Source organism: Streptomyces sp. NPDC102402 (assembly GCF_044765765.1).
In the GTDB taxonomy this organism is placed as follows: Bacteria; Actinomycetota; Actinomycetes; order Streptomycetales; family Streptomycetaceae; genus Streptomyces.
In genome coordinates this window covers 561,265-582,807 of the sequence record NZ_JBIWKR010000001.1, presented here as the reverse complement: position 1 = coordinate 582,807, position 21,543 = coordinate 561,265, and the positions used below count along the sequence as shown (strand labels likewise).

Annotated in this window: 23 protein-coding genes; 11 read left to right on the top strand and 12 right to left on the bottom strand. The window is 68.5% G+C overall.

Annotated features, from left to right (window positions below; translation table 11 throughout):
- Nucleotides 1-31: 31 nt before the first annotated feature.
- On the top strand, nucleotides 32-1,537 hold the full coding sequence (locus tag ACIRJR_RS02390) for a glycosyltransferase family 87 protein (RefSeq protein WP_403772541.1): 1,506 nt from the start codon (nucleotides 32-34) through the stop codon (nucleotides 1,535-1,537).
- Between the two features lie 12 nt (nucleotides 1,538-1,549).
- On the opposite strand, the gene ACIRJR_RS02385 is transcribed toward ACIRJR_RS02390, so the two are convergent.
- The 3 genes from ACIRJR_RS02385 to ACIRJR_RS02375 all read right to left on the bottom strand — a co-directional run bounded on the left by ACIRJR_RS02385 (nucleotide 1,550) and on the right by ACIRJR_RS02375 (nucleotide 4,318).
- Nucleotides 1,550-2,581, bottom strand: coding sequence for an alanine racemase (locus ACIRJR_RS02385; RefSeq protein ID WP_403772538.1), 1,032 nt, complete (start codon nucleotides 2,579-2,581; stop codon nucleotides 1,550-1,552).
- A 78-nt stretch (nucleotides 2,582-2,659) separates the two neighbouring features.
- Complete coding sequence (locus tag ACIRJR_RS02380) at nucleotides 2,660-3,778, bottom strand: lipid II:glycine glycyltransferase FemX (RefSeq protein ID WP_403772535.1); 1,119 nt, start codon at nucleotides 3,776-3,778, stop codon at nucleotides 2,660-2,662.
- A 183-nt stretch (nucleotides 3,779-3,961) separates the two neighbouring features.
- Nucleotides 3,962-4,318: a hypothetical protein gene (locus tag ACIRJR_RS02375; RefSeq protein ID WP_403772532.1), complete on the bottom strand. Its 357-nt coding sequence runs from the start codon at nucleotides 4,316-4,318 to the stop codon at nucleotides 3,962-3,964.
- A 286-nt stretch (nucleotides 4,319-4,604) separates the two neighbouring features.
- Here ACIRJR_RS02375 and rpsF point away from each other — a divergent pair, with 286 nt between their 5' ends.
- The 4 genes from rpsF (at nucleotide 4,605) to rplI (ending at nucleotide 6,329) form a co-directional block, all read left to right on the top strand.
- Nucleotides 4,605-4,895, top strand: a complete 291-nt coding sequence (gene rpsF, locus ACIRJR_RS02370; protein ID WP_006604399.1) for a 30S ribosomal protein S6 — start codon at nucleotides 4,605-4,607, stop codon at nucleotides 4,893-4,895.
- 71 nt (nucleotides 4,896-4,966) lie between these two features.
- A complete protein-coding gene (locus ACIRJR_RS02365) occupies nucleotides 4,967-5,584 on the top strand; it encodes a single-stranded DNA-binding protein (protein ID WP_403772529.1) in 618 nt (205 codons plus the stop codon).
- A gap of 43 nt (nucleotides 5,585-5,627) precedes the next feature.
- Nucleotides 5,628-5,864 carry a 30S ribosomal protein S18 gene (gene rpsR, locus ACIRJR_RS02360; protein WP_003967857.1) on the top strand — a complete coding sequence of 79 codons (237 nt, stop codon included), beginning with the start codon at nucleotides 5,628-5,630 and terminating at the stop codon, nucleotides 5,862-5,864.
- Nucleotides 5,865-5,882: 18 nt separating this feature from the next.
- A complete protein-coding gene (gene rplI, locus ACIRJR_RS02355) occupies nucleotides 5,883-6,329 on the top strand; it encodes a 50S ribosomal protein L9 (RefSeq protein WP_014155197.1) in 447 nt (148 codons plus the stop codon).
- A 107-nt stretch (nucleotides 6,330-6,436) separates the two neighbouring features.
- Here rplI and ACIRJR_RS02350 read toward each other — a convergent pair whose 3' ends face one another.
- The gene (locus ACIRJR_RS02350) at nucleotides 6,437-7,774 is read right to left on the bottom strand and encodes an MATE family efflux transporter (protein WP_403772526.1); all 1,338 of its coding nucleotides are present in this window, start codon (nucleotides 7,772-7,774) and stop codon (nucleotides 6,437-6,439) included.
- A gap of 476 nt (nucleotides 7,775-8,250) precedes the next feature.
- Here ACIRJR_RS02350 and dnaB point away from each other — a divergent pair, with 476 nt between their 5' ends.
- Nucleotides 8,251-9,708 carry a replicative DNA helicase gene (gene dnaB, locus ACIRJR_RS02345; protein WP_356709443.1) on the top strand — a complete coding sequence of 486 codons (1,458 nt, stop codon included), beginning with the start codon at nucleotides 8,251-8,253 and terminating at the stop codon, nucleotides 9,706-9,708.
- A 168-nt stretch (nucleotides 9,709-9,876) separates the two neighbouring features.
- Here the strand turns inward: dnaB and def are convergent, their stop codons facing one another.
- A complete protein-coding gene (def, locus tag ACIRJR_RS02340) occupies nucleotides 9,877-10,539 on the bottom strand; it encodes a peptide deformylase (RefSeq protein ID WP_403772523.1) in 663 nt (220 codons plus the stop codon).
- A gap of 288 nt (nucleotides 10,540-10,827) precedes the next feature.
- Here def and ACIRJR_RS02335 point away from each other — a divergent pair, with 288 nt between their 5' ends.
- Nucleotides 10,828-12,207, top strand: a complete 1,380-nt coding sequence (locus tag ACIRJR_RS02335) for a serine hydrolase domain-containing protein (protein ID WP_403772520.1) — start codon at nucleotides 10,828-10,830, stop codon at nucleotides 12,205-12,207.
- Nucleotides 12,208-12,436: 229 nt separating this feature from the next.
- On the opposite strand, the gene ACIRJR_RS02330 is transcribed toward ACIRJR_RS02335, so the two are convergent.
- The 3 genes from ACIRJR_RS02330 to ACIRJR_RS02320 are packed head-to-tail and all read right to left on the bottom strand — an operon-like array spanning nucleotide 12,437 to nucleotide 14,579.
- The gene (locus tag ACIRJR_RS02330) at nucleotides 12,437-13,600 is read right to left on the bottom strand and encodes a winged helix DNA-binding domain-containing protein (protein WP_403772517.1); all 1,164 of its coding nucleotides are present in this window, start codon (nucleotides 13,598-13,600) and stop codon (nucleotides 12,437-12,439) included.
- Nucleotides 13,601-13,639: 39 nt separating this feature from the next.
- Nucleotides 13,640-14,092, bottom strand: a complete 453-nt coding sequence (locus tag ACIRJR_RS02325; RefSeq protein ID WP_403772514.1) for a GNAT family N-acetyltransferase — start codon at nucleotides 14,090-14,092, stop codon at nucleotides 13,640-13,642.
- A 10-nt stretch (nucleotides 14,093-14,102) separates the two neighbouring features.
- The gene (locus ACIRJR_RS02320; protein WP_403772512.1) at nucleotides 14,103-14,579 is read right to left on the bottom strand and encodes a MarR family winged helix-turn-helix transcriptional regulator; all 477 of its coding nucleotides are present in this window, start codon (nucleotides 14,577-14,579) and stop codon (nucleotides 14,103-14,105) included.
- 137 nt (nucleotides 14,580-14,716) lie between these two features.
- Here ACIRJR_RS02320 and ACIRJR_RS02315 point away from each other — a divergent pair, with 137 nt between their 5' ends.
- A complete protein-coding gene (locus ACIRJR_RS02315) occupies nucleotides 14,717-15,994 on the top strand; it encodes an MFS transporter (RefSeq protein ID WP_403772509.1) in 1,278 nt (425 codons plus the stop codon).
- 375 nt (nucleotides 15,995-16,369) lie between these two features.
- Here ACIRJR_RS02315 and ACIRJR_RS02310 read toward each other — a convergent pair whose 3' ends face one another.
- From ACIRJR_RS02310 to ACIRJR_RS02295, 4 genes are all read right to left on the bottom strand, one after another.
- Nucleotides 16,370-16,849, bottom strand: a complete 480-nt coding sequence (locus ACIRJR_RS02310; RefSeq protein ID WP_403772506.1) for an NUDIX domain-containing protein — start codon at nucleotides 16,847-16,849, stop codon at nucleotides 16,370-16,372.
- 52 nt (nucleotides 16,850-16,901) lie between these two features.
- On the bottom strand, nucleotides 16,902-17,798 hold the full coding sequence (locus ACIRJR_RS02305; RefSeq protein WP_403772503.1) for a LysR family transcriptional regulator: 897 nt from the start codon (nucleotides 17,796-17,798) through the stop codon (nucleotides 16,902-16,904).
- 270 nt (nucleotides 17,799-18,068) lie between these two features.
- Complete coding sequence (locus tag ACIRJR_RS02300; protein ID WP_403772500.1) at nucleotides 18,069-19,193, bottom strand: cystathionine gamma-lyase; 1,125 nt, start codon at nucleotides 19,191-19,193, stop codon at nucleotides 18,069-18,071.
- 62 nt (nucleotides 19,194-19,255) lie between these two features.
- Nucleotides 19,256-19,633: a phage holin family protein gene (locus ACIRJR_RS02295; protein ID WP_403772497.1), complete on the bottom strand. Its 378-nt coding sequence runs from the start codon at nucleotides 19,631-19,633 to the stop codon at nucleotides 19,256-19,258.
- 78 nt (nucleotides 19,634-19,711) lie between these two features.
- Between ACIRJR_RS02295 and ACIRJR_RS02290 the strand changes: the two genes are divergently transcribed.
- From ACIRJR_RS02290 to ACIRJR_RS02280, 3 genes are all read left to right on the top strand, one after another.
- Nucleotides 19,712-20,029 carry a cupin domain-containing protein gene (locus tag ACIRJR_RS02290; protein ID WP_403772494.1) on the top strand — a complete coding sequence of 106 codons (318 nt, stop codon included), beginning with the start codon at nucleotides 19,712-19,714 and terminating at the stop codon, nucleotides 20,027-20,029.
- A 157-nt stretch (nucleotides 20,030-20,186) separates the two neighbouring features.
- A complete protein-coding gene (locus tag ACIRJR_RS02285; RefSeq protein WP_073751047.1) occupies nucleotides 20,187-20,396 on the top strand; it encodes a DUF5326 family protein in 210 nt (69 codons plus the stop codon).
- Between the two features lie 294 nt (nucleotides 20,397-20,690).
- The gene (locus ACIRJR_RS02280) at nucleotides 20,691-21,458 is read left to right on the top strand and encodes an IclR family transcriptional regulator (RefSeq protein ID WP_403772492.1); all 768 of its coding nucleotides are present in this window, start codon (nucleotides 20,691-20,693) and stop codon (nucleotides 21,456-21,458) included.
- Nucleotides 21,459-21,543 lie beyond the last annotated feature (85 nt).

Genomic DNA, 21,543 nt, shown 5'->3' with positions numbered 1-21,543 from the left:
GCACACAGCGCCGTGCGGCAGGATGTGCGGCATGCCAAGCGCAGAAGACACGAGCGTGCACCAGGAGCCGTCCGTCGTACCGCCCACGCGACAGGACGAGATCGCCGCGGCGGGCAGCGAACTCATCGGCGGGCCCGCGGGCCGTTGGGCACGGTTCGGAACGGGGCCGCTCACACCGGTCCGCGTCATCGTCCTCGTGGCGATCGGGATGTTCGCACTCGGCATGGTGCAGAAGATCCCCTGCTACGACTGGGCCTGGTTCCGCGGCGCAGGCTCGCAGTACACGCATGCGTGCTACTCCGACATCCCGCACCTCTACGTCGGGCGCGGATTCGCCGACGGCCTCGTGCCCTACGCCGACCGGCTCAGCGGGGACATGGCGTATCTCGAGTACCCCGTCCTCACCGGCCTGTTCATGCAGGTCGCGTCCTGGCTCACGCTGACCCCCTCCTCCGACCCCGTGCAGCAGCGCGAGCAGATGTACTGGATGGTCAACGCGGGCATGCTCATGGTCTGCGCCGTGATCCTCGCGGTCTGTGTCGCCCGCACGCACCGGCGCCGTCCCTGGGACGGACTGCTGGTCGCGCTCGCCCCCGCCTTCGCTCTCACCGCGACGATCAACTGGGATCTGCTCGCCGTCGCGCTGACGGCCGCGGCGATGCTCATGTGGTCCCGCGGGAGGAACCTCGCCTTCGGCCTCCTCATCGGGCTGGCGACCGCCGCCAAGCTCTACCCCGTCCTGCTCCTCGGACCCCTGCTGGTGCTGTGCTGGCGGGCCGGGAAGTGGCGTGCCTACGGCGTGGCGGTCCTCGGTGCGGCGGCCGCCTGGCTGCTGGTCAACCTGCCTGTGATGGCGTACGCCCCGGAGGGGTGGAAGAAGTTCTACACGTTCAGCCAGGAGCGGCAGATCGACTACGGCTCGTTCTGGCTGATCATCACCCAGCGCACCGGACGGCCCATCGACGTGGCCACGGTGAACACGGCCTCGGTCCTGCTGATGATCGTGCTGTGCGCGGGGATCGCCGGACTCGCGCTGACCGCCAGGCACCGGCCGCGCTTCGCCCAGCTGGCGTTCCTCGTGGTGGCCGCCTTCATCCTGACGAACAAGGTCTACTCACCGCAGTACGTGCTCTGGCTGATCCCGCTCGCCGCGCTGGCCAGGCCCCGCTGGAGGGACTTCCTCGTCTGGCAGGCCTGCGAGGTCATGTACTTCCTGGGGATCTGGTTCTACCTCGCCTACACCACGAGCGGCGACAAGCACCAAGGGCTGCCGCAGGACGGCTACCAGGTCGCGATCGCCCTGCACCTGCTGGGAACGCTCTATCTGTGCGCGGTGATCGTCAGGGACATCCTGAGGCCCGAGCGGGATCCCGTACGCCTCGACGGGTCCGACGATCCGTCGGGCGGCGTGCTGGACGGAGCGCCGGACCGGATGGCGCTGATGCAGACGCACGCTCACCCGTCCGGGCACGCGTCACCCGCGGTCGAAGGACCGCGGGTGGAGTGGGGGACCGCCGGCCGGGCGGCCTCGGACTGAGCGGAGTCCGGGCTACCGGTCCACCAGGCGGTCGAACTGGGTGGTCGTGTGGCGCAGATGGGCCACCAGTTCGTCGCCGACCCTCGGCTCCTGGGCGTCCGAGGGAACGAAGAGGATCGACACCTGCATGTGCGGCGGCTCGGCGAACCAGCGCTGCTTGCCCGCCCAGACGAACGGTGACAGGTTGCGGTTGACCGTGGCCAGGCCGGCGCGTGCGACGCCCTTGGCGCGCGGCATCACCCCGTGCAGGGCCTTCGGCGCCTCCAGACCGACGCCGTGGGAGGTTCCGCCGGCGACGACCACCAGCCAGCCGTCGGACGCGGCCTTCTGCTGGCGGTAACCGAACCGGTCGCCCTTGACGACACGCGTGACGTCCAGCACCGCACCGCGGTACTCCGTCGCCTCGTGATCACCCAGCCAGAGCCGCGTACCGATGCGCGCGCGGAAGAGGGTCTGCGGGAACTGCTGCCGCAGGCGGGCCAGTTCCTCGGCCCGGAGGTGGCTGACGAACATCGTGTGCAGGGGCAGCCGGGCGGCACGCAGCCGGTCCATCCAGGAGATGACCTCCTCCACCGCGTCCGAACCGTCCGTACGGTCGAGCGGCAGATGCAGCGCGAAGCCTTCGAGCCGTACGTCCTCGATGGCCGCGTGAAGCTGACCGAGCTCCTCCTCCTTCACACCGTGGCGCTTCATCGAGCTCATGCACTCGATGACCACCCGAGCGCCCACCAGGGCGTGCACGCCGTCAACGGAGGAGACGGAACGGATCACACGGTCGGGGAGCGGTACCGGCTCCTCTCCCCGGCGGAAGGGCGTGAGCACCAGCAGGTCGCCGCTGAACCAGTCCTTGATGCGCGCGGCCTCGTACGTGGTCCCGACGGCCAGTGTGTCGGACCCGAAGCGGATCGCCTCGTCGGCCAGCCGCTCGTGGCCGAAGCCGTATCCGTTGCCCTTGCAGACGGGTACGAGACCGGGGAACTGGTCCAGGACGGACTTCTGGTGCGCCCGCCAGCGCGCGGTGTCGACGTAGAGGGAGAGCGCCATGGCCGGCCCGGAACCTTTCTGGTGGCAGCGGTGTAAGTGAGAGAGAAGAGGAGCTGATGGATGGGGGTCGGGATGCGGTCAGCGGCGCGACATGTACATATCCAGCGCCTTGTGGAGCAGCTTGTTGAGGGGGAAGTCCCATTCACCGACGTATTCGACGGCTTCGCCGCCGGTGCCGACCTTGAACTGGATCAGGCCGAAGAGGTGATCGGTCTCGTCCAGCGAGTCGCTGATGCCGCGCAGGTCGTAGACGGTCGCGCCCATCGCGTACGAGTCGCGGAGCATCCGCCACTGCATGGCGTTGGAGGGCCGGACCTCGCGGCCGATGTTGTCCGAGGCTCCGTAGGAGTACCAGACGTGTCCGCCGACGACGAGCATCGTGGCGGCGGAGAGGTTCACCCCGTTGTGCCGCGCGAAGTACAGGCGCATGCGGTTGGGGTCCTCGGAGTTGAGCACCGACCACATGCGCTGGAAGTACGACAGCGGGCGCGGGCGGAAGTGGTCACGCACGGCGGTGATCTCGTACAGCCGCTGCCACTCGGCGAGGTCCTCGTAGCCGCCCTGGACCACCTCGACACCGGCCTTGTCGGCCTTCTTGATGTTGCGCCGCCAGAGCTGGTTGAAGCCCTTGAGCACGTCCTCGAGGGAGCGGTTGGCCAGCGGGACCTGGAAGACGTAGCGGGGCTGCACGTCGCCGAAGCCGGCGCCGCCGTCCTCGCCCTGCTGCCAGCCCATCTTGCGCAGCCGGTCGGAGACCTCGAAGGCACGCGGCTCGATGTGGCTGGCCTCGACGTCACGCAGCCGCTTCACATCAGGGTCCTGGATGCCGGACTTGATCGCGGCGGAGTCCCAGCGGCGGATGACGACGGGAGGGCCCATCTTCACCGAGAAGGCGCCCTGCTGCTTCAGGTGGGCGAGCATCGGCTGGAGCCACTCGTCCAGGTTGGGGGCGTACCAGTTGATGACCGGGCCCTCGGGGAGGTACGCGAGATAGCGCTTGATCTTGGGCAGCTGGCGGTAGAGCACCAGCCCGGCGCCGACGATCTCGCCGTTCTTGTCGAACCATCCCAGGTTCTCCGAGCGCCATTCGGTTTTCACGTCAGCCCACGCCGGGACCTGGCAGTGACTGGCCGAGGGCAGACTCTGGATGTACGCCAGATGCTGTTCTCGGCTGATGGTCCTCAGGGTCAGGCTCATGCGGGGCGCTCCTCGGCAGGTGTGTCCCCATCGGTCAGGGGCTCCGGCTCTCGCGCCGAAGCCTACTGTGACCGAGGGGCGCCCGGTCTGGCCCGTCTGGACCGGACCGGGCGCCACCCGCGCGGGATCGCCTTGCTGAGCACTGCGCGGGGATGCCGGGCTCGTCGGGCGCCGCTCTGCCGGTCAGGTGATGACACCGCCGAAGAGGCCGCCGTGCGCCATGCCGAGATAGAAGCCGACCGCGGACGCGCCGATCCCCATGATCAGACCGAACCGTTCCCAGGTGGTCCTGGAGATGTACTGCCCGTAGATGCCTGTCAGGATGCCGATCAGCCCGGCCCACGAGCTGATCAGGTGCAGGCTGTGGAACATCGCCGTCACGAACGCGAGGACGCCGAGGACCCCTGTCACCACCATCAGCGCGTCCTGGAGCGGATGCGGCCTGCCGTCCGTCGCGAAGAGGGATCCTGTGGCCGGACGGCCGCGGGCCATCCGGCTGGGCGCCGGCCGGCTGCCGGCAGGGCGGACTGTCTGTGCCATGGAGCACCTCCTGGCGGAAGGGCGGTGCAATGTAGTGCCTCTCACACCGCATCTGTCTTGATTGTGCGCCCTGAACACCGGATTTCAACCGGAAGGCTGTCTGCGGGTACTCTGTACGGTCTGCACCGGTGTCTGCCCTGAGCCAGCACTGCGGCCCCCCTCGACTCTCGAAGACGGGCGTTGTCAGTGGCGGCTGTTTTACTCGGAGACACTGTTGCTTTACGCATCACGACCCTCCTGCCACGGAACGACCGTGGCCGCTGAGTCCAAAGGAGGTGGGTTCCACATGCGTCACTACGAGGTGATGGTCATCCTCGACCCCGATCTCGAGGAGCGAGCAGTCTCCCCGCTGATCGAGAACTTCCTCTCCGTCGTCCGTGAGGGCAACGGAAAGGTTGAGAAGGTCGACACCTGGGGCCGTCGTCGTCTCTCTTACGAGATCAAGAAGAAGCCTGAGGGCATCTACTCGGTCATCGACCTGCAGGCCGAGCCTGCGGTCGTCAAGGAGCTCGACCGACAGATGAACCTGAACGAGTCGGTCCTCCGGACCAAGGTCCTCCGTCCCGAGACCCACTGAGCATCTAGCTCAGTGGTCATCGGGTTCGAGTAGCAAGCAGCCAGAAGCAATCCCCGCCGAGAGGTTCACCCATGGCAGGCGAGACCGTCATCACGGTCGTCGGCAATCTCGTCGACGACCCCGAGCTGCGCTTCACCCCGTCCGGTGCGGCGGTCGCGAAGTTCCGTGTCGCGTCCACTCCCCGCATCTTCGACCGGCAGACCAATGAGTGGAAGGACGGCGAAGGCCTGTTCCTCACCTGCTCGGTCTGGCGTCAGGCGGCGGAGAACGTCGCGGAGTCGCTCCAGCGAGGCATGCGCGTCGTCGTGCAGGGCCGGCTGAAGCAGCGGTCCTACGAGGACCGTGAGGGCGTCAAGCGCACGGTCTACGAGCTGGATGTCGAGGAAGTCGGCCCCAGCCTGAAGAACGCCACAGCCAAGGTCACCAAGACCACCGGTCGCGGTGGCCAGGGCGGCGGCCAGGGTGGATACGGCGGCGGCCAGCAGGGCGGCGGCAACTGGGGCGGCGGTCCCGGTGGCGGTGGCCAGCAGGGCGGCGGCGGTGCTCCCGCCGACGACCCGTGGGCCACCAACGCTCCGGCCGGCGGCCAGCAGGGCGGGGGCCAGCAGGGCGGCGGGGGCAGCTGGGGCGGAAGCTCCGGCGGTTCCGGCGGTTCCGGCGGCGGCTACTCGGACGAGCCGCCCTTCTAGGGCTGCTCGTACCCCCACTTCTTGATCACACAGGAGAAACACCATGGCGAAGCCGCCTGTGCGCAAGCCTAAGAAGAAGGTCTGCGCGTTCTGCAAGGACAAGACCCAGTACGTGGACTACAAGGACACGAACATGCTGCGGAAGTTCATTTCCGACCGTGGCAAGATTCGTGCCCGCCGCGTCACCGGCAACTGCACGCAGCACCAGCGTGACGTCGCCACGGCTGTCAAGAACAGCCGTGAGATGGCGCTGCTGCCCTACACGTCCACCGCGCGATAAGGGAAGGGTGACCGAATCATGAAGATCATCCTCACCCACGAGGTCACTGGCCTCGGTGCCGCCGGCGACGTCGTGGACGTCAAGGACGGGTACGCCCGTAACTACCTGGTTCCGCGTGGCTTCGCCATTCGCTGGACCAAGGGTGGCGAGAAGGACGTGGCGCAGATCCGCCGCGCCCGCAAGATCCACGAGATCGCGACGATCGAGCAGGCCAACGAGATCAAGGCCAAGCTCGAGGCCGTCAAGGTTCGTCTGGCTGTTCGCTCCGGCGACGCCGGCCGTCTCTTCGGTTCCGTCACCCCGGCTGACATCGCCTCGGCGATCAAGTCCGCCGGTGGTCCGGACGTCGACAAGCGTCGCGTCGAGCTCGGCTCGCCGATCAAGACGCTCGGCGGACACCAGGTGTCCGTCCGTCTGCACCCCGAGGTTGCCGCGAAGCTCGGTATCGAGGTCGTTGCTGCCTAAGGGCACAGCTCGTCAGAGCTAGGTGAAGGGCCGCACCGATGGGTGCGGCCCTTCGTCGTTTCACGTGAAACGAGGCGGTGTGCCGCCCTCGCTCGGCTTCCGGGACTTCAGCGAGTGGCTCCCGTGACGATCCACCGGCCGGACCGTGTGCGCAGCCACAGGGTTGCCAGGCGGACGGTCATCATCAACGCCATCGCCCCCCAGAGGGCGGTGAGCCCTCCTCCGAAGTGAGGGACGAGGAGAGCGGCAGGGGCGAAGACGGCCAAAGTCAGGATCATGGCCCAGGCGAGATAGCGTCCGTCCCCGGCGCCCATCAGTACCCCGTCGAGGACGAATACCACTCCGGAGATCGGCTGGGAGAGGGCCACGACCAACAGTGCCGGCAGCAGTGTGTCCTTCACCGATGTGTCGCTGGTGAACAACGGCACGAACAGAGGCCTCGCGAGGACGATCAGTCCCCCCAGAACGACCCCGGAGACGATGCCCCACTGAACCATCCTCCGGCATGCCTCCCGCGCTCCCTGGACGTCGTTCGCCCCCAGATAGCGGCCGATGATTGCCTGGCCCGCGATGGCGATCGCATCAAGCGCGAAGGCTGTGAGACTCCACAGCGACAGGATGATCTGGTGTGCTGCGATATCGGTGTCGCCGAGGCGTGCGGCGACGGCGGTCGCGATCATCAGTACCGCCCTCAAGGAGAGCGTGCGGATCAGCAGGGGCATGCCTGCCTGGGCGCTGGCCCGGATTCCTGCGAAGTCGGGGCGAAGCGATGCCCCGTGCTTGCGGGAGCCACGGACCACGACGATCAGATAGGCGAGCGCCATGCCCACCTGGGCGATGACGGTCCCCCAGGCGGATCCCGCGATGCCCAGACCGGCACCGTAGACGAGACCGACATTGAGGGCGCCATTGGCCGCGAAGCCGCCGATGGCGACGTAGAGAGGGGTTCGGGTGTCCTGCAGTCCGCGCAGTACTCCGGTCGCGGCGAGCACCACGAGCATCGCGGGGATCCCCAGGCTGGAGATCCGCAGATAGGTGGTGGCGTACGGGGTCGCCGTGTCGGAGGCGCCGAAGATCTCCACCAGCCACGGTGCCAGGGGGAGTGTCACGGCGACGACCGCACCGCCGATCAACAGGGCGAGCCAGATGCCGTCCATGCCTTGGCGGATGGCTGAGGCCAGATCCCCTGCGCCGACCTGGCGGGCCACGGCTGCCGTGGTGGCGTAGGCCAGGAAGACGAAGATGCTCACCGCGGTGGTCAGCAGGGCGGCGGCGATCGCCAGGCCGGCCAGTTGCGGAGTGCCGAGATGGCCGACGATGGCGCTGTCGACCATGACGAAAAGCGGCTCGGCGACGAGTGCGCCGAAGGCAGGGACGGCGAGTGCGATGATCTCGCGGTCATGGCGGCGACGGGATGGCGGCTGGGCAGGGGGCGCCTGGATCATGAGGGTCAATCTAATCTTCCACAGGTAAGAGATGCAATGCACCTGTGAGCCTTACACCGCCTCGGTTCGGCGGCAGGACGGAAGGTCGTTTGCGGTGATCTTGGGCCGACGGCAAAAGTTTTTCTCCCCCACAGCCGGTGGATGGAGAAACGCCAGGTCAGGCCGTCCTTCGAAGGCTCCGTATGAGTTTGTCCACAGTGCTGTCCCCTGGTCCGTGCACAGGATCCGACGGGTTCTCCACAGCATCTGGTCCGTCGTCCACATGCCCTGTGGATAACCAGATTGGCTGACGGTGCGGACCGGCCTACCGTGGTGCGGCGCCCGCACTCCGTTCCGGCTTGGAAGTCCGCAGAACCTGACGCGCCGGAACCGGAGTCGGGCGTCTTGTTTGTCGGTGCCGTGCCGTAAGAAAGAGTGGCACGGTTAGGTCCGCGAAGCGGACGGGAGGAGGTGGCCCGGTGAGCATTCCCGAGCCTTTGGACGACCCCTGGGCCGATGTCGGTCCCAGCGACCGTCTGCCCGTTTCCCGTCAGCGCCGCGGAGAGGGCAAGGGGCGCGACGAGCAGCACGAGCGGGGCCGGGAGAGCGGCTGGGACGGTGGGTCGTCGGGCTTCGAGCGGGTGCCTCCGCAGGATCTCGACGCCGAGCAGTCCGTCCTCGGCGGCATGCTGCTCTCCAAGGACGCCATCGCCGACGTCGTGGAGATCATCAAGGGGCACGACTTCTACCGTCCGGCCCACGAGACCGTCTACACGGCGATCCTCGACCTCTACGCCAAGGGCGAGCCGGCCGACCCGATCACGGTGGCGGCCGAACTGGTCAAGCGCGGCGAGATCACCAAAGTCGGCGGGGCTCCGTACCTGCACACCCTGGTCCAGTCCGTTCCGACCGCGGCCAACGCTTCGTACTACGCGGAGATCGTCCACGAGCGGGCGGTGCTGCGGCGTCTCGTCGAGGCCGGTACGAAGATCACCCAGATGGGATACGCGGCCGACGGTGACGTCGACGAGATCGTCAACTCGGCGCAGGCGGAGATCTACGCCGTCACGGAACAGCGCACCAGCGAGGACTACCTCCCGCTCGGCGACATCATGGAGGGTGCTCTCGACGAGATCGAGGCCATCGGTTCCCGCAGCGGTGAGATGACGGGTGTACCGACCGGATTCACGGATCTCGACGCCCTGACCAACGGGCTGCACCCCGGTCAGATGATCGTCATCGCGGCACGCCCCGCCATGGGTAAGTCCACACTCGCCCTGGACTTCGCCCGGGCCTGCTCGATCAAGAGCAACCTGCCGAGCGTGATCTTCTCCCTGGAAATGGGGCGCAACGAGATCGCGATGCGCCTCCTGTCCGCCGAGGCCCGGGTCGCCCTCCACCACATGCGCTCCGGCACCATGACCGACGAGGACTGGACGCGGCTCGCCCGCAGGATGCCGGACGTCTCGGCCGCTCCGCTCTACATCGACGACTCGCCGAACCTCTCGATGATGGAGATCCGCGCGAAGTGCCGTCGCCTCAAGCAGCGCAACGACCTCAAGCTCGTGGTCATCGACTATCTGCAGCTGATGCAGTCCGGTGGGGCCAAGCGCGCCGAGAGCCGTCAGCAGGAGGTCTCGGACATGTCCCGAAACCTCAAGCTCCTCGCCAAGGAGCTGGAGCTTCCCGTCATCGCCCTCTCCCAGCTGAACCGTGGCCCCGAACAGCGCACGGACAAGAAGCCGATGGTCTCCGACCTCCGTGAGTCCGGTTCCATCGAGCAGGACGCCGACATGGTGATCCTGCTGCACCGCGAGGACGCGTACGAGAAGGAGTCTCCGCGCGCGGGAGAGGCCGACCTGATCGTGGCCAAGCACCGTAACGGCCCGACGGCGACGATCACTGTGGCCTTCCAGGGCCATTACTCCCGTTTCGTGGACATGGCCCAGACCTGACGCACGCGGCACGGAGGCCGGAGGCGGCCGCCGGCCGGTCGTCCCGCCCGAGGCCCTCAGCGGCCCGGTCTCACCGGCCCGGTCCCTGCCGGTTTCCTGGTGCCGGCGAAGCGGGTGAGGGATCGGCACCGCCCGGAGAGACAGACAGGGCGGTGAGCGCACCAGCCCTCACCGGCTGAGGCCGGCCGCCTTGATGTCTCGTCGGGCGAGAACGCCCTCGCAGCGGTCGGCCATCTGCCGCAGTGCGTCCTTCCGGTCACGCCTGGAGAGCCGGTCGAGGTAGGTGTGGCCGGCGAGGTGATCGCTCTCGTGCTGCAGACACCGGGCGAAGTAGCCCGTGCCTTCGATGACGAGGGCGTTGCCGTCCATGTCGAACCCGCGAACGACGGCACGATCGGTGCGGGGGACCACCATGCGGGCCCCGGGCACGGACAGGCATCCCTCGTAGTCGTCGACGAGTCGGCGGCCACCGGGATCGGGCAGGTCCAGGACCGGGTTGACGAGGTGACCGACGTGCCGGATCCCGTAGTCGTCCCGGCAGTCGTACACGAACAGCCTCAGGCCGACGTCCACCTGGTTGGCAGCCAGGCCGGCGCCGTCCGCCACGTACATCGTCCGGAACATGTCGTCGATCAGCGCCGACAGATCGCGGGAGCCGAACTCGGTCACCTCCACGCACGGACGGTTCAGGATCTCCTCACCCACCACCGTGACCCGGCGCACCGAACCCCGTTCCCCCTCCGGGGACAAGGCCGGATACGAGTCGACCGGGCGGCCGTGAAGCCGGACGCGCCGATCGGTGGGACGGGGCTGCTCGTGCCGAACTGACATGGTTGCGGCCTCCTTATCGGCGCGCTGTGTAACGTAGCCGAGTTTCCAGAGCGGCTGAAGAGGACGACGACCCACCGAGCGCGCGGGCGCACAGGACGGTGCGCGGGCAGCCCGATGCGTTGCCTGTGCAGCGCAACCGGTCGGGCGCGCGGACGGTGACGGTCCAGGTCCACGGTTCGCGCGGCGTGCCGTGTGCCGGCGCTGCTGCTCTCGGGAGGTTCCCGGCCAACCGCGTTGTCGCCCCTCTGCAGGTTGGCCAGGCGGACGACGCACGGGCCATCCTTGGGCATGACCTCTTCCGAAGTTCTGCTTCCCACCACCCGGCGGGCCCTGTTGCACCGCATCGCCACCGCTCAGGCCGAAGGACGGACGCCCTCCCTGGTCGCCGCGGTCCAGCGGGGCGGACAGATCGGTTGGAGCGGTGCGCGCAGCTGCGTGGACGGCCACGAACCCGATGGCGACACGCAGTTCAGGATCGGCTCCATCACCAAGACGTTCACCGCGGTGCTGGTGATGCGCCTGCGTGACGAAGGACTGCTGGATCTGGACGATCCGCTGGAGAAGCACCTGCCGGGCACGGATGCCGGGCAGACCACTGTGTTCCAACTGCTGGGCCACAGCGGGGGACTGGCGGCCGAGACGCCCGCTCCGTGGTGGGAGAGGACGCCGGGCGCCACCCGCCCGGAGCTTGCGGATGTGCTGGGCGAGAAGCCGTCGGTCCACCCGCCGGGCCATCGGCACCATTACTCCAACCCCGGTTACACGCTGCTCGGTTCCCTCGTGGAGAGGCTGCGCGGTGCCTCCTGGGCCGAGGTCCTGCGCCGCGAGATTCTGGAACCCCTGGGGATGGACCGGACGACCACCCAGGCGCATGCCCCGCACGCGGGAGGCTGGGCCGTTCACCCGTGGGCCGACGTGATGCTGCCGGAGCCTGCCGAGGACCTCGGTCTGATGGCGCCGGCCGGTCAGCTCTGGTCGACCACCGACGATCTGCTCCGCTTCGCCGCCTTCCTGGCCCAGGGCGACGAACGCGTGCTGTGCGCCTCCTCGGTCGTGGAGATGCGCGCTCCGGCCGCGCCTTCTGAGGCGGGCGACTGGGCAGGGGCGTACGGCCTCGGGCTGCAGGTCGTACGGCGTGGCAGCCGCACTCTCCTCGGTCACTCGGGGTCGCTCCCCGGTTTCCTGGCGACGCTGTGGTTCAGCGTCGAGGACGATGTGGCGGTCGTGGTGCTGTCGAATGCCACCTCAGGCCCGCTGATCGGCACAGTCGCCGCGGACCTCCTGCAGATCGTCGCCGACGCGGAGCCCAGGATCCCTGAGCCCTGGCGGCCCCTGCCCGAGTTCGACGAAGAGCTGCTGGCGCTGACAGGGCCCTGGTACTGGGGCACGCAGGTGCACGGGCTGAAGCTCATCGCGGACGGTGGACTCGAGTTCCAGCCGTTGCGGGGCGCCGGCCGCGGAGCCCGGTTCCGGGCGCGACCCGACGGAACCTGGACGGGGCTCGACGGCTACTACGCGGGGGAGACGCTCAGGATCGTGCGCGCTGCGGACGGCACGGTGGACCACCTCGATCTGGGGTCGTTCGTCTTCACCCGGGAGCCCTACGACCGGAGCGCGGCCGTTCCCGGCGGCGTGGACGCGGGCGGTTGGCGTGGGCTCGGCGCCTGAGCAGGGCGAGCGGGCGGGTTTCACGTGAAACGCGATAAGCGAAACGCGATACGTGAAGCGCGATACGTGAAGCGCGATACGTGAAGCGCGATACGTGAAGCGCGATACGTGAAGCGTGAGACGCGATACATGAAGCGTGAGACGACAGACGCGAGACGCGAGACGACGGATGTGAAGGCTGCACGGCCGGTCCCAGGCACCCCCCGCCCCCAAGGGCCCCGGAGGGGAATCAGGACGTCAGCGCGCGTTCCAGGGGCGTACGGAAGCGTGGGGTGATGCGAGTCGCGCCCACCCATGCCGACAGTCGGGCCGCCTCCGCCTCGATGAGGTGCGAGGCGTCCCGTCCTACGTCGGACAGCAGGCGCCAGACCACCTCGCCGTCTTCGCGCTGGGCCCATCCGCCCACGATGCCGCCGTCGCACCACACCGTGGGGCCTACGTTGCCGGCGCGGTCGAACAGTGCGGTCCGGTGATCAGAGGGCAGATGGAAACCCCGGTCCGCCCAGCCCATCGCGCTCGGGTCCAGGCCTGGCAGCAGTGCTACCCAGGGCTCCGGAGACGGCTCGGTGGCCAAGTCCCCAGGGGCGACCCAGCCGACGGCCCCGCTGTCGAGCAGGACCTCCTCGGCGCCGGCGGAAGCCAGGGCCGTGCGCGTCTCACGGACGCCCCAGCCCGTCCACCACTTCAGGTCGGCCTCGGTGGCCGGACCGTAGGAACGCAGCCACCGTCGGGTGACCTCCGTACGTGCCGCGGCGGGGTCCGACACGGGCCAGGCCTCGGCGGCCGTCCAGCGGAACTGGCTGGAGGTCCAGGAGCCGCGTGGCCGGTCCCGCCGGATTCGCCCGTCGGCGGCGAGGACACGGATGACCCGGGAAGCCACGCCCTGCACCGCCTCCTGCTTCGTACCGGGGAAGATGGTGATCTTGGTGCGAAGAGCGGGTACGGCTTTGGAGAGCTCGCTCCCCGTGGCATGCCCTCGTGCGGTCAAGGCCGCGAGTGTCAGCCGCTCGGTGTCGGCGAGCCACCGCTCGTCCAGGCCGTTGCCGTCCTCCCGCAGGTGCTTGACGAGTCTGCGGCGTTCCTTCGTCGCGACCGCCCTCGCGTTCGACGCGTCGACGAAGGGGGCGACGTCCGTGGACATGGTGAACAAGGTGTTGCGCATGGAGAGCAGCCGCACCAGCGAGACATCCTCGTAGAGTGCTCGCTCCACTGCGGCGACCCCGGGATCGGTCAGCCGCGCGCAGGCGGAGAGGTAGACGGTGGCGGCGTCGGTCGCGTGGAGGGCGACCACCGCGTCGGCCACCGCGACGGGGGAGCCGGCGTGCGCGGAAGGGGTAAGCAGGTGCCGTCGGCCGATCCGGATCCTGCGCTGTTCGTCGGTGATGCGGTCCATGCGATCTCCTGGCGGCCGGATCTGCCCGGCATCCGCGGTTCAGAGTACGAGTTTGAACCCCACGTGGCTCGCTGTGAAGCCGAGCCGCTCGTAGAAGCGGCGGGCGTCGGTGCGGACGGCGTCCGACGTCAGCTGCACCAACTGGCAGTCCTGACGCCTGGATTCGTCGACCGCCCACTGGATCAGCTGGGTGCCGAGACCGCTGCCGCGCTCATCGGCGTGCACGCGGACACCTTCGATGACGGAGCGGGTCGCGCCACGCCGGGACAGCCCGGGAATGATCGTGAGCTGGAGGGTCCCCACGACGCGCTCCTCGTGCACCGCCACGACCAGGTGTTGATGTGGGTCTTCGGCGAGGCGGTGGAAAGCCGCGTGATAGGGGTCGAGGTCGTCCGGAGACTCTCGCTGCGCACCCAGCGGGTCGTCGGCGAGCATGGCCACGACCGCGGGGATGTCGGTGAGTGCTGCGGGGCGTATGTCGAGATCGCTCATGATCGGCAGACTACGCAAGACCGCCGGTACGGGCCGGGATCTTCAGCGCTTCCACCGTCCGGACCAGCGGGGCGAGCTCAGAGTTCTCGGCGGCCTCGTCGAGCGCGGCCCGGAGCGCGGTGTCGTTGGTCGGCCTGGCCTCGTTCAGCAGGGTGAGGCCCGCTTCGGTGACGTCGGTGTAGATGCCGCGCCGGTCCGTGTCGCACAGGTACCGCGTGAGCAGTCCGCGGTCCTCGAGCCGGGTGACGAGCCGGGTGGTCGCGCTCTGGCTCAGCACCACGGCGTCGGCCACCTGCTTCATCTGCAGGTGGCCACCCGTCCCGCTGTGCTGGCGGCTCAGGACGTCGAGGAGGGAGAACTCACGCGCGCTGAGGCTGTGGCGGGATTGCAGGGCCCGTTCGATGCGGGCCTCGATCTTCCCGTGGAGCAGAGAGAGGGCGCACCAGCTCTGGGCGAGGGCCGTCAGTGCGGGATCTGTCGCTGTCATGGGTCTCTCCTCCGTGCGGGAGCTGATTGCCTCCAGGATAGGGCACGTGCGCAATAGCCCGCGCTTGCAATTAATGAGCGTCTGCAATTAATGTGGGCGCTCGTAAGGCGCAGACGCAATCTTCAGGAAGGTGAACCATGCCGCTCGCACTCCTCGCCCTCGCCATTGGGGCATTCGGTATCGGAACCACCGAGTTCGTCATCATGGGGCTGCTTCCCGACGTCGCGACGGACTTCCACGTGTCGATCCCGGCCGCTGGATTCCTGGTCACGGGCTACGCACTGGGCGTGGTCCTCGGCGCTCCTCTCATGACCGTCCTGGGCACCCGGGTGACCAGGAAACGGATGCTGATGCTCCTCATGGGCCTGTTCATCGTGGGAAACGTAGTGTCCGCGCTCGCACCCGTCTTCGGCGTGATGCTCGCCGGACGCGTGATCGCCTCGCTCGCCCACGGAGCCTTCTTCGGTATCGGCTCCGTCGTGGCCGCGGACCTGGTCGCTCCGGAGAAGAAGGCCGGTGCCATCGCCATGATGTTCACCGGGCTCACCGTGGCCAACGTCGTGGGGGTGCCGCTGGGGACGTTCATCGGCCAGAACTTCGGCTGGCGCGTCACGTTCGTCGTCGTCGCCGCACTCGGCGTCCTGGGCCTTCTCGGTGTGGCGAAGCTCGTGCCCGATCAGCCGAAGCCCCAGGGTGTGCGGATCCGGCACGAACTGGCCGCGTTCCGCAACGTCCAGGTGCTGCTGGCCATGGCGATGACGGTTCTGGGCTTCGGTGGCGTCTTCGCCGCCATCACCTACATCACTCCGATGATGACGGAGACCGCCGGCTACGCCACATCATCCGTCACCTGGCTGCTGGTCCTCTTCGGGCTCGGCATGGTCGGCGGGAATCTGCTCGGAGGAAGGTTCGCGGACCGCCGCCTGATGCCGATGCTGTACGTGTCGCTCGGCGCGCTCGCCATTGTCCTGGCCCTGTTCACGCTGACCGCACACAACAAGATCGCAGCCGCGGTGACCATCGTCCTCATCGGAGGGCTCGGCTTCGCGACCGTACCGCCGCTGCAGAAGCGGGTGCTCGATCACGCTGCGGGGGCTCCCACTCTGGCCTCGGCCGTCAACATCGGAGCCTTCAACCTCGGTAACGCGCTCTCGGCGTGGCTCGGCGGGATCGTCATCGCGGCGGGGCTCGGATACACCGCACCCAACTGGGTCGGTGCCGTACTCGCGGCGTCGGCACTGGTTCTGGCCGTACTCTCCGGGGCGATCGAGCGCCGGACGGTCACCGGTGGCCGACTGGTGTCCGCGCACGTCCCGGGGCCTGCCGCAGGCGCCGACCCAGGCGCCGACCCAGGCGCCGGCCCCGGCGCCGACGAGTCGGTCCCCGTGGCTTCAGCACCGATCCCGCAGCGATGAAGAGAGGCGTGGCCGCGGCCGCCGAGGGTGCGATGGTCAGGTCTGCGCCGGTCGTACCCCGGCCCGCGGCCTCGCTGATGCCTGGGCGGAGTGAGAGGGCGGCTCAGCGCCTTGCCGAACGGGTCGCTTGAGCGGTTTCACGTGAAACAAGACGCCGAGCGCTGGCGGTGAGGGCCTCCGGCAGCGGGAGCATCACCGCTACCGGCCTCGGCGTACACGCGGTGCGCGGCCTGCTCGCCGACCGTCCGGTCCCGGGCGCCGGGGTGTCGCCCGGACCGTCGTGCGGCGTGACAGTGGCCGTGCCCCAGCTCGGCTTCGGCATGCCAGTAGCCGTGCCTCTGCCCAGCTCGGCTTCAGCGTGCCAGTGGCCGTGTCTCAGCCCAGGTCCGGCGCGTGCATCGCGCGTACGCCCTCGATGTTGGCGTCCAGGTAGTGCCGCAGGGAAAGGGGTACGAGGTGCACGGCAGCGATTCCGACGCGGCTGAAGGGCACGCGGACCACCTCGTACTCCCCGCGCGGTTCGTCGATCTCCGGTCCGTGCCGAAGCGACAGGTCCATCGACGCTAGGTGGCAGACGAAGAAGTGCTGAACCTTCACGCCTTTGACTCCGCCGCCGGCGATGTGCTCGACGGTGTCGACGAAGCAGGGCACGACATCGACGATCTTGGCGCCGAGTTCCTCGTCGACCTCGCGATGAAGCGCGTCGACGACGGTGGCATCCTCGGGCTCGACCCCGCCACCAGGTGTGAGCCAGTACGGGTCGACACCGGGCTTGGTGCGCTTGATCAGGATGAGGTCATCGCCGTCGAGCAGGACGGCGCGTGCGGTGCGCTTGACCACGGGGCGTTCGGTCATGGCAAGAGAGTGGCCCAGGAAACCCGATCTGAAACTCCTCCCGGGCGACCGGTCACCAGTCCACAGCGGCACGCACCAGCCACTCGTGCGCCCGTGCGATGTGCGGGAGACCCAGTGTGCCGGTCCTCGCGATGAGGAAGTACGTGCGCAGCGGTGGCACGGGAGGGTCGAGCAGCGCCACCACCTCACCCCGCTCCAGCGCGGCCTCACAGAGATAGCGCGGGAGCACGGCGAGGCCGGCACCCGCTGCCGTGCACTCCAGGACCGCGCGGAGGTCGGGTGCGATCACGGCGGCGGCAGCCGCGGGCCGGCCGTCGAATACGGACGCCCAGTAGCGGGAGACCAGGGGAAGGCTCTCGTGCACCTCGACCACCGGCAGCTGCTCCAGCAGCACCGGGCCCTTGTGCCGCAGCGCTCCGGGGCCCAGGCGTGCTGCCCAGCGCGGCGCGGCGATCAGTACATGCTCTTCGTCGCAGAGGGTGGTCGACGTCAGCAGTCCACCGCGCGGACGAGCCGTGGTGATGGCCAGATCATGATGTCCGGCCGCCAGCCCCTCCAGTGTTTCCTCGGTGTTGGCGACGAAGGTGCTGCGCAGCGCGAGCCCTTGGGAGGCCAGCGGGGTGAGGGCGGGCAACGCCCGTAGGGAGACGAATTCGGGTGGCCCCGCCAGGTGCAGCGTCCGTACCCCCGACGCCTCGTCGAGCCCCGCCTCGACGATGTCGACCAGTGCGTCGAGATGCGGGGCCGCCCGGTGGGCCAGTTCGTCGCCGACGGTGGTCGGGGTCACCCCTCGGGCTCTGCGCAGGAAGAGCGGGCGGCCCAGCTGTCTCTCCAGGGTCCTTATCTGCGAGGTGACGGCAGGCTGGGAGAGCCCGAGCAGGGCGGCGGCCCGGGTGAAGGATCCTGCCCGGTGCACCGTGACGAACGTCCGCAACAGGGCCAGGTCCATGGTCAGCCCCCCATCTAGGCGTGACGCTGCGCCGTCCCGCACCGCCCTTCGCGACCGCCCCAACTATAAAAATGTCGATAGGCCGCTGTCGCTACTGTGATTGGACACTGACGCAGAGTCAATTAGCCTTGTCGAGACGGTTCCAGGCGCCGGAACCGGGGTGGTCCGAGCCACGAGGGGGGAGGCTCGGACCACCCGTCCCGAGCAGGACCGGTCCGGTGGACGGGGACGCCCGTCCCGGACCGGTCCTGCCAGGACCGCGAGGGCCGGTCAGCGCACGGACCCCGCCAGCGCGCGTTCCACGTCCGCCAGCAGGTCCTCGGGGTCCTCGGCGCCGACCGAGAACCGGATGAAGCCCTCCGGCACCGCATCCCCTCCCCACCGCGCCCTGCGCTCGGCGGTGGAGCGCAGGCCGCCGAAGCTGGTCGCGTCGTCGACCAGCTGGAGTGCCGCGAGGAAGCGCTCAGCGGTCTCCTTGTCCGCCAGCACGAACGACACCACCGAACCGAAGCGCCGCATCTGGCGCACCGCGACCGGGTACGAGGGGTCGCTGGGCAGGCCCGGGTAACGCAGCCCCGTCACGTCCGTCCGCCCGGCCAGGGCCTCGGCGAGCTTCAGGGCCGTCCCGCACTGGCGGTCGATCCGCAGCTGCAGCGTGGCCAGGGAGCGGTGGGCGATCCAGGCCTCCATGGGCCCCGGAATCGCGCCGACCACCTTGCGCCAACGTCGCACTCCCGCGGTGAGCCCGGGATCCCGGCACGTCACATGACCGAGCAGGATGTCCCCGTGTCCGGTCAGGCCCTTGGTGTCGCTGGCGACCGAGAAGTCCGCCCCCAGACCGAGGGGGCGCTGGCCGAGAGGGGTGGCCAGGGTGTTGTCGACCGCGACCAGCACACCCGAGGCGTGGGCGGCCCCGACGAGTCTGCGCACATCGCAGACGTCGAGCCCGGGGTTGGACGGTGTCTCGATCCACAGCAGCTTCGCCCCGTCCAGGACCTCCAGCTGGCCGTCGCCGCCGGTCGGCGCCGTCCGCACCTCGACGTCGTACGCCTCCAGTTGCTCCCGCACCAGCGGGAGTGCCTGATAGCCGTCGTCGGGCAGGACCACGACGTCGCCCGCCCGTACCTGGGACAGGAGCACTGCCGAGACGGCGGCCATCCCGGAGGCGAAGACCGTGGTCCCGACCGGCTCCCCCGGCGCCTCCAGCTCGCCGATGGCGCGCTCCAGGTGGGTCCAGGTCGGATTCGTGTCCCGGCCGTAGGTATAGGGGCCGACCGGTTCGCCGGACAGATGGAAGTGCGCGGCGAAGACCGGGCCGGGAAGGGTGGGCTCGTACTGCTCCGGTTCGGGGAGGCCCGCCCGTACGGACCTTGTCCCGTCGCCCATGGGTTTCATGGTGGTCTCCTCGTCTCCCAGGTGTTGACCGGTCCGTTCCGGGCCGTGTGCATCGGGGCAGGTCAGTCCTCGTCGGGCAGGACCACGTTGAGCGCCCAGGACACGACGGAAATGATCAGCCCGCCCAGGACCGCGGTCCAGAAGCCGTCGACATGGAAGTTCAGATCGAAGAGGCCGGCCAGCCATGAGGTGAGCATCAGCATGAGGGCGTTGACCACGAGCGTGATCAGCCCGAGTGTCAGGATGAACAGCGGCAGTGTCAGGAGCTTCACCACAGGCTTGACGACGAAGTTCACCACGCCGAACAACAGGGCCACCACGATCAGCGCCAGTACCTTGCGCCCTGTGTTGTCACCCGTCAGCGTGATGTCGCTGAGCAACCAGATCGCTACGGCCAGCGCACCCGCGTTGGCGATCGTCTTGACTACGAAATTCTTCATGTGTCTGATCGTGGCAGACGTGATCGGTGGCGGACACCGGCAGGACAGAGCAGCACAGGCGCGAGGGGCGGACGGACGATGAAGGCATTCAGACTGGACGAACTGGAGGCGGAGCGCGCCGCCAACGACGGCGCCTATCTGCAGTTCATCCGGGAGCGCAACATGTCCGTCGGCCTGTACGCCCTGGACGCCGGTGCGCTCGATCCTCAGCAGCCGCACAAGCAGGACGAGGTGTACTTCGTCGTCAGCGGGCGCGCCTCGATCACGGTCGGCATGGAGACCACCCAGGTCGGGCGGGGGAGCGTCGTCTACGTCCCCGCGGGGGCGGCCCACAAGTTCCACCACGTCACCGAGGACCTCAGAGTCATGGTGGTCTTCTCCCCGCCGGAGGGCTGAGCAGGCCTCCCGGAGGTTCCGCCGGTACGGGACCCGGGCCCGATGTTCCCTAGGGGATCGTTCAGGGGACTTCAAGGGCTCCCGGGCCCCCGCCGGCCACCCCGGCGCCTCTAGCATCGAGGAAGGAACTCACAGAGACGAGGTAGCGGCGATGGCGGTGCGGGAGATTTTCGCGGGGATGCCCTGGTGGGTGAAGTGGGTAGCGGTGCCACTCATCGCGATCGTCGTGTTCGGCGGCCTGATCGCCAGCGTGGTCGGGTTCGTCATCGGGCTGCTGTTCAAGGTGCTGGTCTTCGTCGTCCTCGTGGGCGGTCTGATCTTCGTCGTGCGGAAGTTCATGTCCTCGTCCGAGCGAAGTGACTGGTAGGAACGAACGGCGGGCGGCGGGTGGTGGATCATGCGGTGCCGGGGGCCCGCATGACAGGTCGTTCATTCGGCCGTTAGCCCAGCGGAGCTAAGTCCAGGACGAAACCTCTCCCGTGACTGTGCGTGCCGATACAGTGGCGTACCGCTGCCGCCAGCTGGGAAATGACGGTCCGTCATCATCCTGCCCAGTGGTTTGTGCGACCGTCCGGTCTCCGGACCCCAGGCTCGCGGCGGGCCCGTGGGGGCGGCCCCCGCGGGAGGGCTGACAGCCCGTCACCATGCCTGGGGGTGACCTGTGACCACGGCATCGAGTACCGCTGTCCCGACGTTGATCGGTTCGGTTCAGCGGGCGCTGAGACTTATGGAGGCTGTGGGCACCCATCGGGACGGGGCGCCGGCGAAGCAGCTCGCCCGGGAGGCCGGACTTCCCCTCCCCACCGCCTATCACCTGCTGCGGACCCTGACCCATGAGGGCTATCTGCGCAGGGAGAACGGCGTCTTCCTGTTCGGGGCCGCGGCCGAACGTCTGGGCGGCGGCCCGGCTACCCCGCGTCCCGGGGTGATCGTCGATTCCCTCGCCCACTGGGCGGACGTCATCGGGGCTCCCGTGTACTGCGCCCTGTACAAGGATGGCGAGATCGAGATGGTCGCCGTCGCCGACACCCCTGCCGTTCCCGCTGTCCGCGAGTGGGCCTCGTTCCGCGAGACGGGTCATGCCCACGCCCTCGGACAGTGCCTCCTGGCCCAGCTCGACGAGCGGGAGCGTGAGGATCACCTGGACCGGCACCCCGTGCGTCCGCTGACGCGTTACTCCGTAAGGGACCGTCAGGCGCTCCTGCGCCGACTGCGGTCGATGAAACATACGGAACCTGTCGTCGAACGGCAGGAGTACGTCATGGGGACGGTCTGTGCGGCCATTCCGATCACTGTCGGTAGTGCCGTGGCGGCGATGGCTGTTTCTCTCCCACTGCACCAAGAAGAACGGTTGCTCCCCGCAGTCGAACAACTACGCTGTGAAGTGACCACTCTGTTGCGCTCGTTCGTGTTCTCTATCAGTATCTGAAAAATCACTCCTTGTGATCTGCTATCGCGTGCATCACGATGGCGTCAATAGGGCCATGGGGGATCATTCCTGGCCAGTTTCATCT

Bases quoted from the DNA above. Each gene is read 5' to 3' on its own strand.
- ACIRJR_RS02390 (WP_403772541.1), top strand. From the start codon at position 32: ATGCCAAGCGCAGAAGACACGAGCGTGCACCAGGAGCCGTCCGTCGTA.
- ACIRJR_RS02385 (WP_403772538.1), bottom strand. From the start codon at position 2,581: ATGGCGCTCTCCCTCTACGTCGACACCGCGCGCTGGCGGGCGCACCAG.
- ACIRJR_RS02380 (WP_403772535.1), bottom strand. From the start codon at position 3,778: ATGAGCCTGACCCTGAGGACCATCAGCCGAGAACAGCATCTGGCGTAC.
- ACIRJR_RS02375 (WP_403772532.1), bottom strand. From the start codon at position 4,318: ATGGCACAGACAGTCCGCCCTGCCGGCAGCCGGCCGGCGCCCAGCCGG.
- rpsF (WP_006604399.1), top strand. From the start codon at position 4,605: ATGCGTCACTACGAGGTGATGGTCATCCTCGACCCCGATCTCGAGGAG.
- ACIRJR_RS02365 (WP_403772529.1), top strand. From the start codon at position 4,967: ATGGCAGGCGAGACCGTCATCACGGTCGTCGGCAATCTCGTCGACGAC.
- rpsR (WP_003967857.1), top strand. From the start codon at position 5,628: ATGGCGAAGCCGCCTGTGCGCAAGCCTAAGAAGAAGGTCTGCGCGTTC.
- rplI (WP_014155197.1), top strand. From the start codon at position 5,883: ATGAAGATCATCCTCACCCACGAGGTCACTGGCCTCGGTGCCGCCGGC.
- ACIRJR_RS02350 (WP_403772526.1), bottom strand. From the start codon at position 7,774: ATGATCCAGGCGCCCCCTGCCCAGCCGCCATCCCGTCGCCGCCATGAC.
- def (WP_403772523.1), bottom strand. From the start codon at position 10,539: ATGTCAGTTCGGCACGAGCAGCCCCGTCCCACCGATCGGCGCGTCCGG.
- ACIRJR_RS02335 (WP_403772520.1), top strand. From the start codon at position 10,828: ATGACCTCTTCCGAAGTTCTGCTTCCCACCACCCGGCGGGCCCTGTTG.
- ACIRJR_RS02330 (WP_403772517.1), bottom strand. From the start codon at position 13,600: ATGGACCGCATCACCGACGAACAGCGCAGGATCCGGATCGGCCGACGG.
- ACIRJR_RS02325 (WP_403772514.1), bottom strand. From the start codon at position 14,092: ATGAGCGATCTCGACATACGCCCCGCAGCACTCACCGACATCCCCGCG.
- ACIRJR_RS02320 (WP_403772512.1), bottom strand. From the start codon at position 14,579: ATGACAGCGACAGATCCCGCACTGACGGCCCTCGCCCAGAGCTGGTGC.
- ACIRJR_RS02315 (WP_403772509.1), top strand. From the start codon at position 14,717: ATGCCGCTCGCACTCCTCGCCCTCGCCATTGGGGCATTCGGTATCGGA.
- ACIRJR_RS02310 (WP_403772506.1), bottom strand. From the start codon at position 16,849: ATGACCGAACGCCCCGTGGTCAAGCGCACCGCACGCGCCGTCCTGCTC.
- ACIRJR_RS02305 (WP_403772503.1), bottom strand. From the start codon at position 17,798: ATGGACCTGGCCCTGTTGCGGACGTTCGTCACGGTGCACCGGGCAGGA.
- ACIRJR_RS02300 (WP_403772500.1), bottom strand. From the start codon at position 19,193: ATGAAACCCATGGGCGACGGGACAAGGTCCGTACGGGCGGGCCTCCCC.
- ACIRJR_RS02295 (WP_403772497.1), bottom strand. From the start codon at position 19,633: ATGAAGAATTTCGTAGTCAAGACGATCGCCAACGCGGGTGCGCTGGCC.
- ACIRJR_RS02290 (WP_403772494.1), top strand. From the start codon at position 19,712: ATGAAGGCATTCAGACTGGACGAACTGGAGGCGGAGCGCGCCGCCAAC.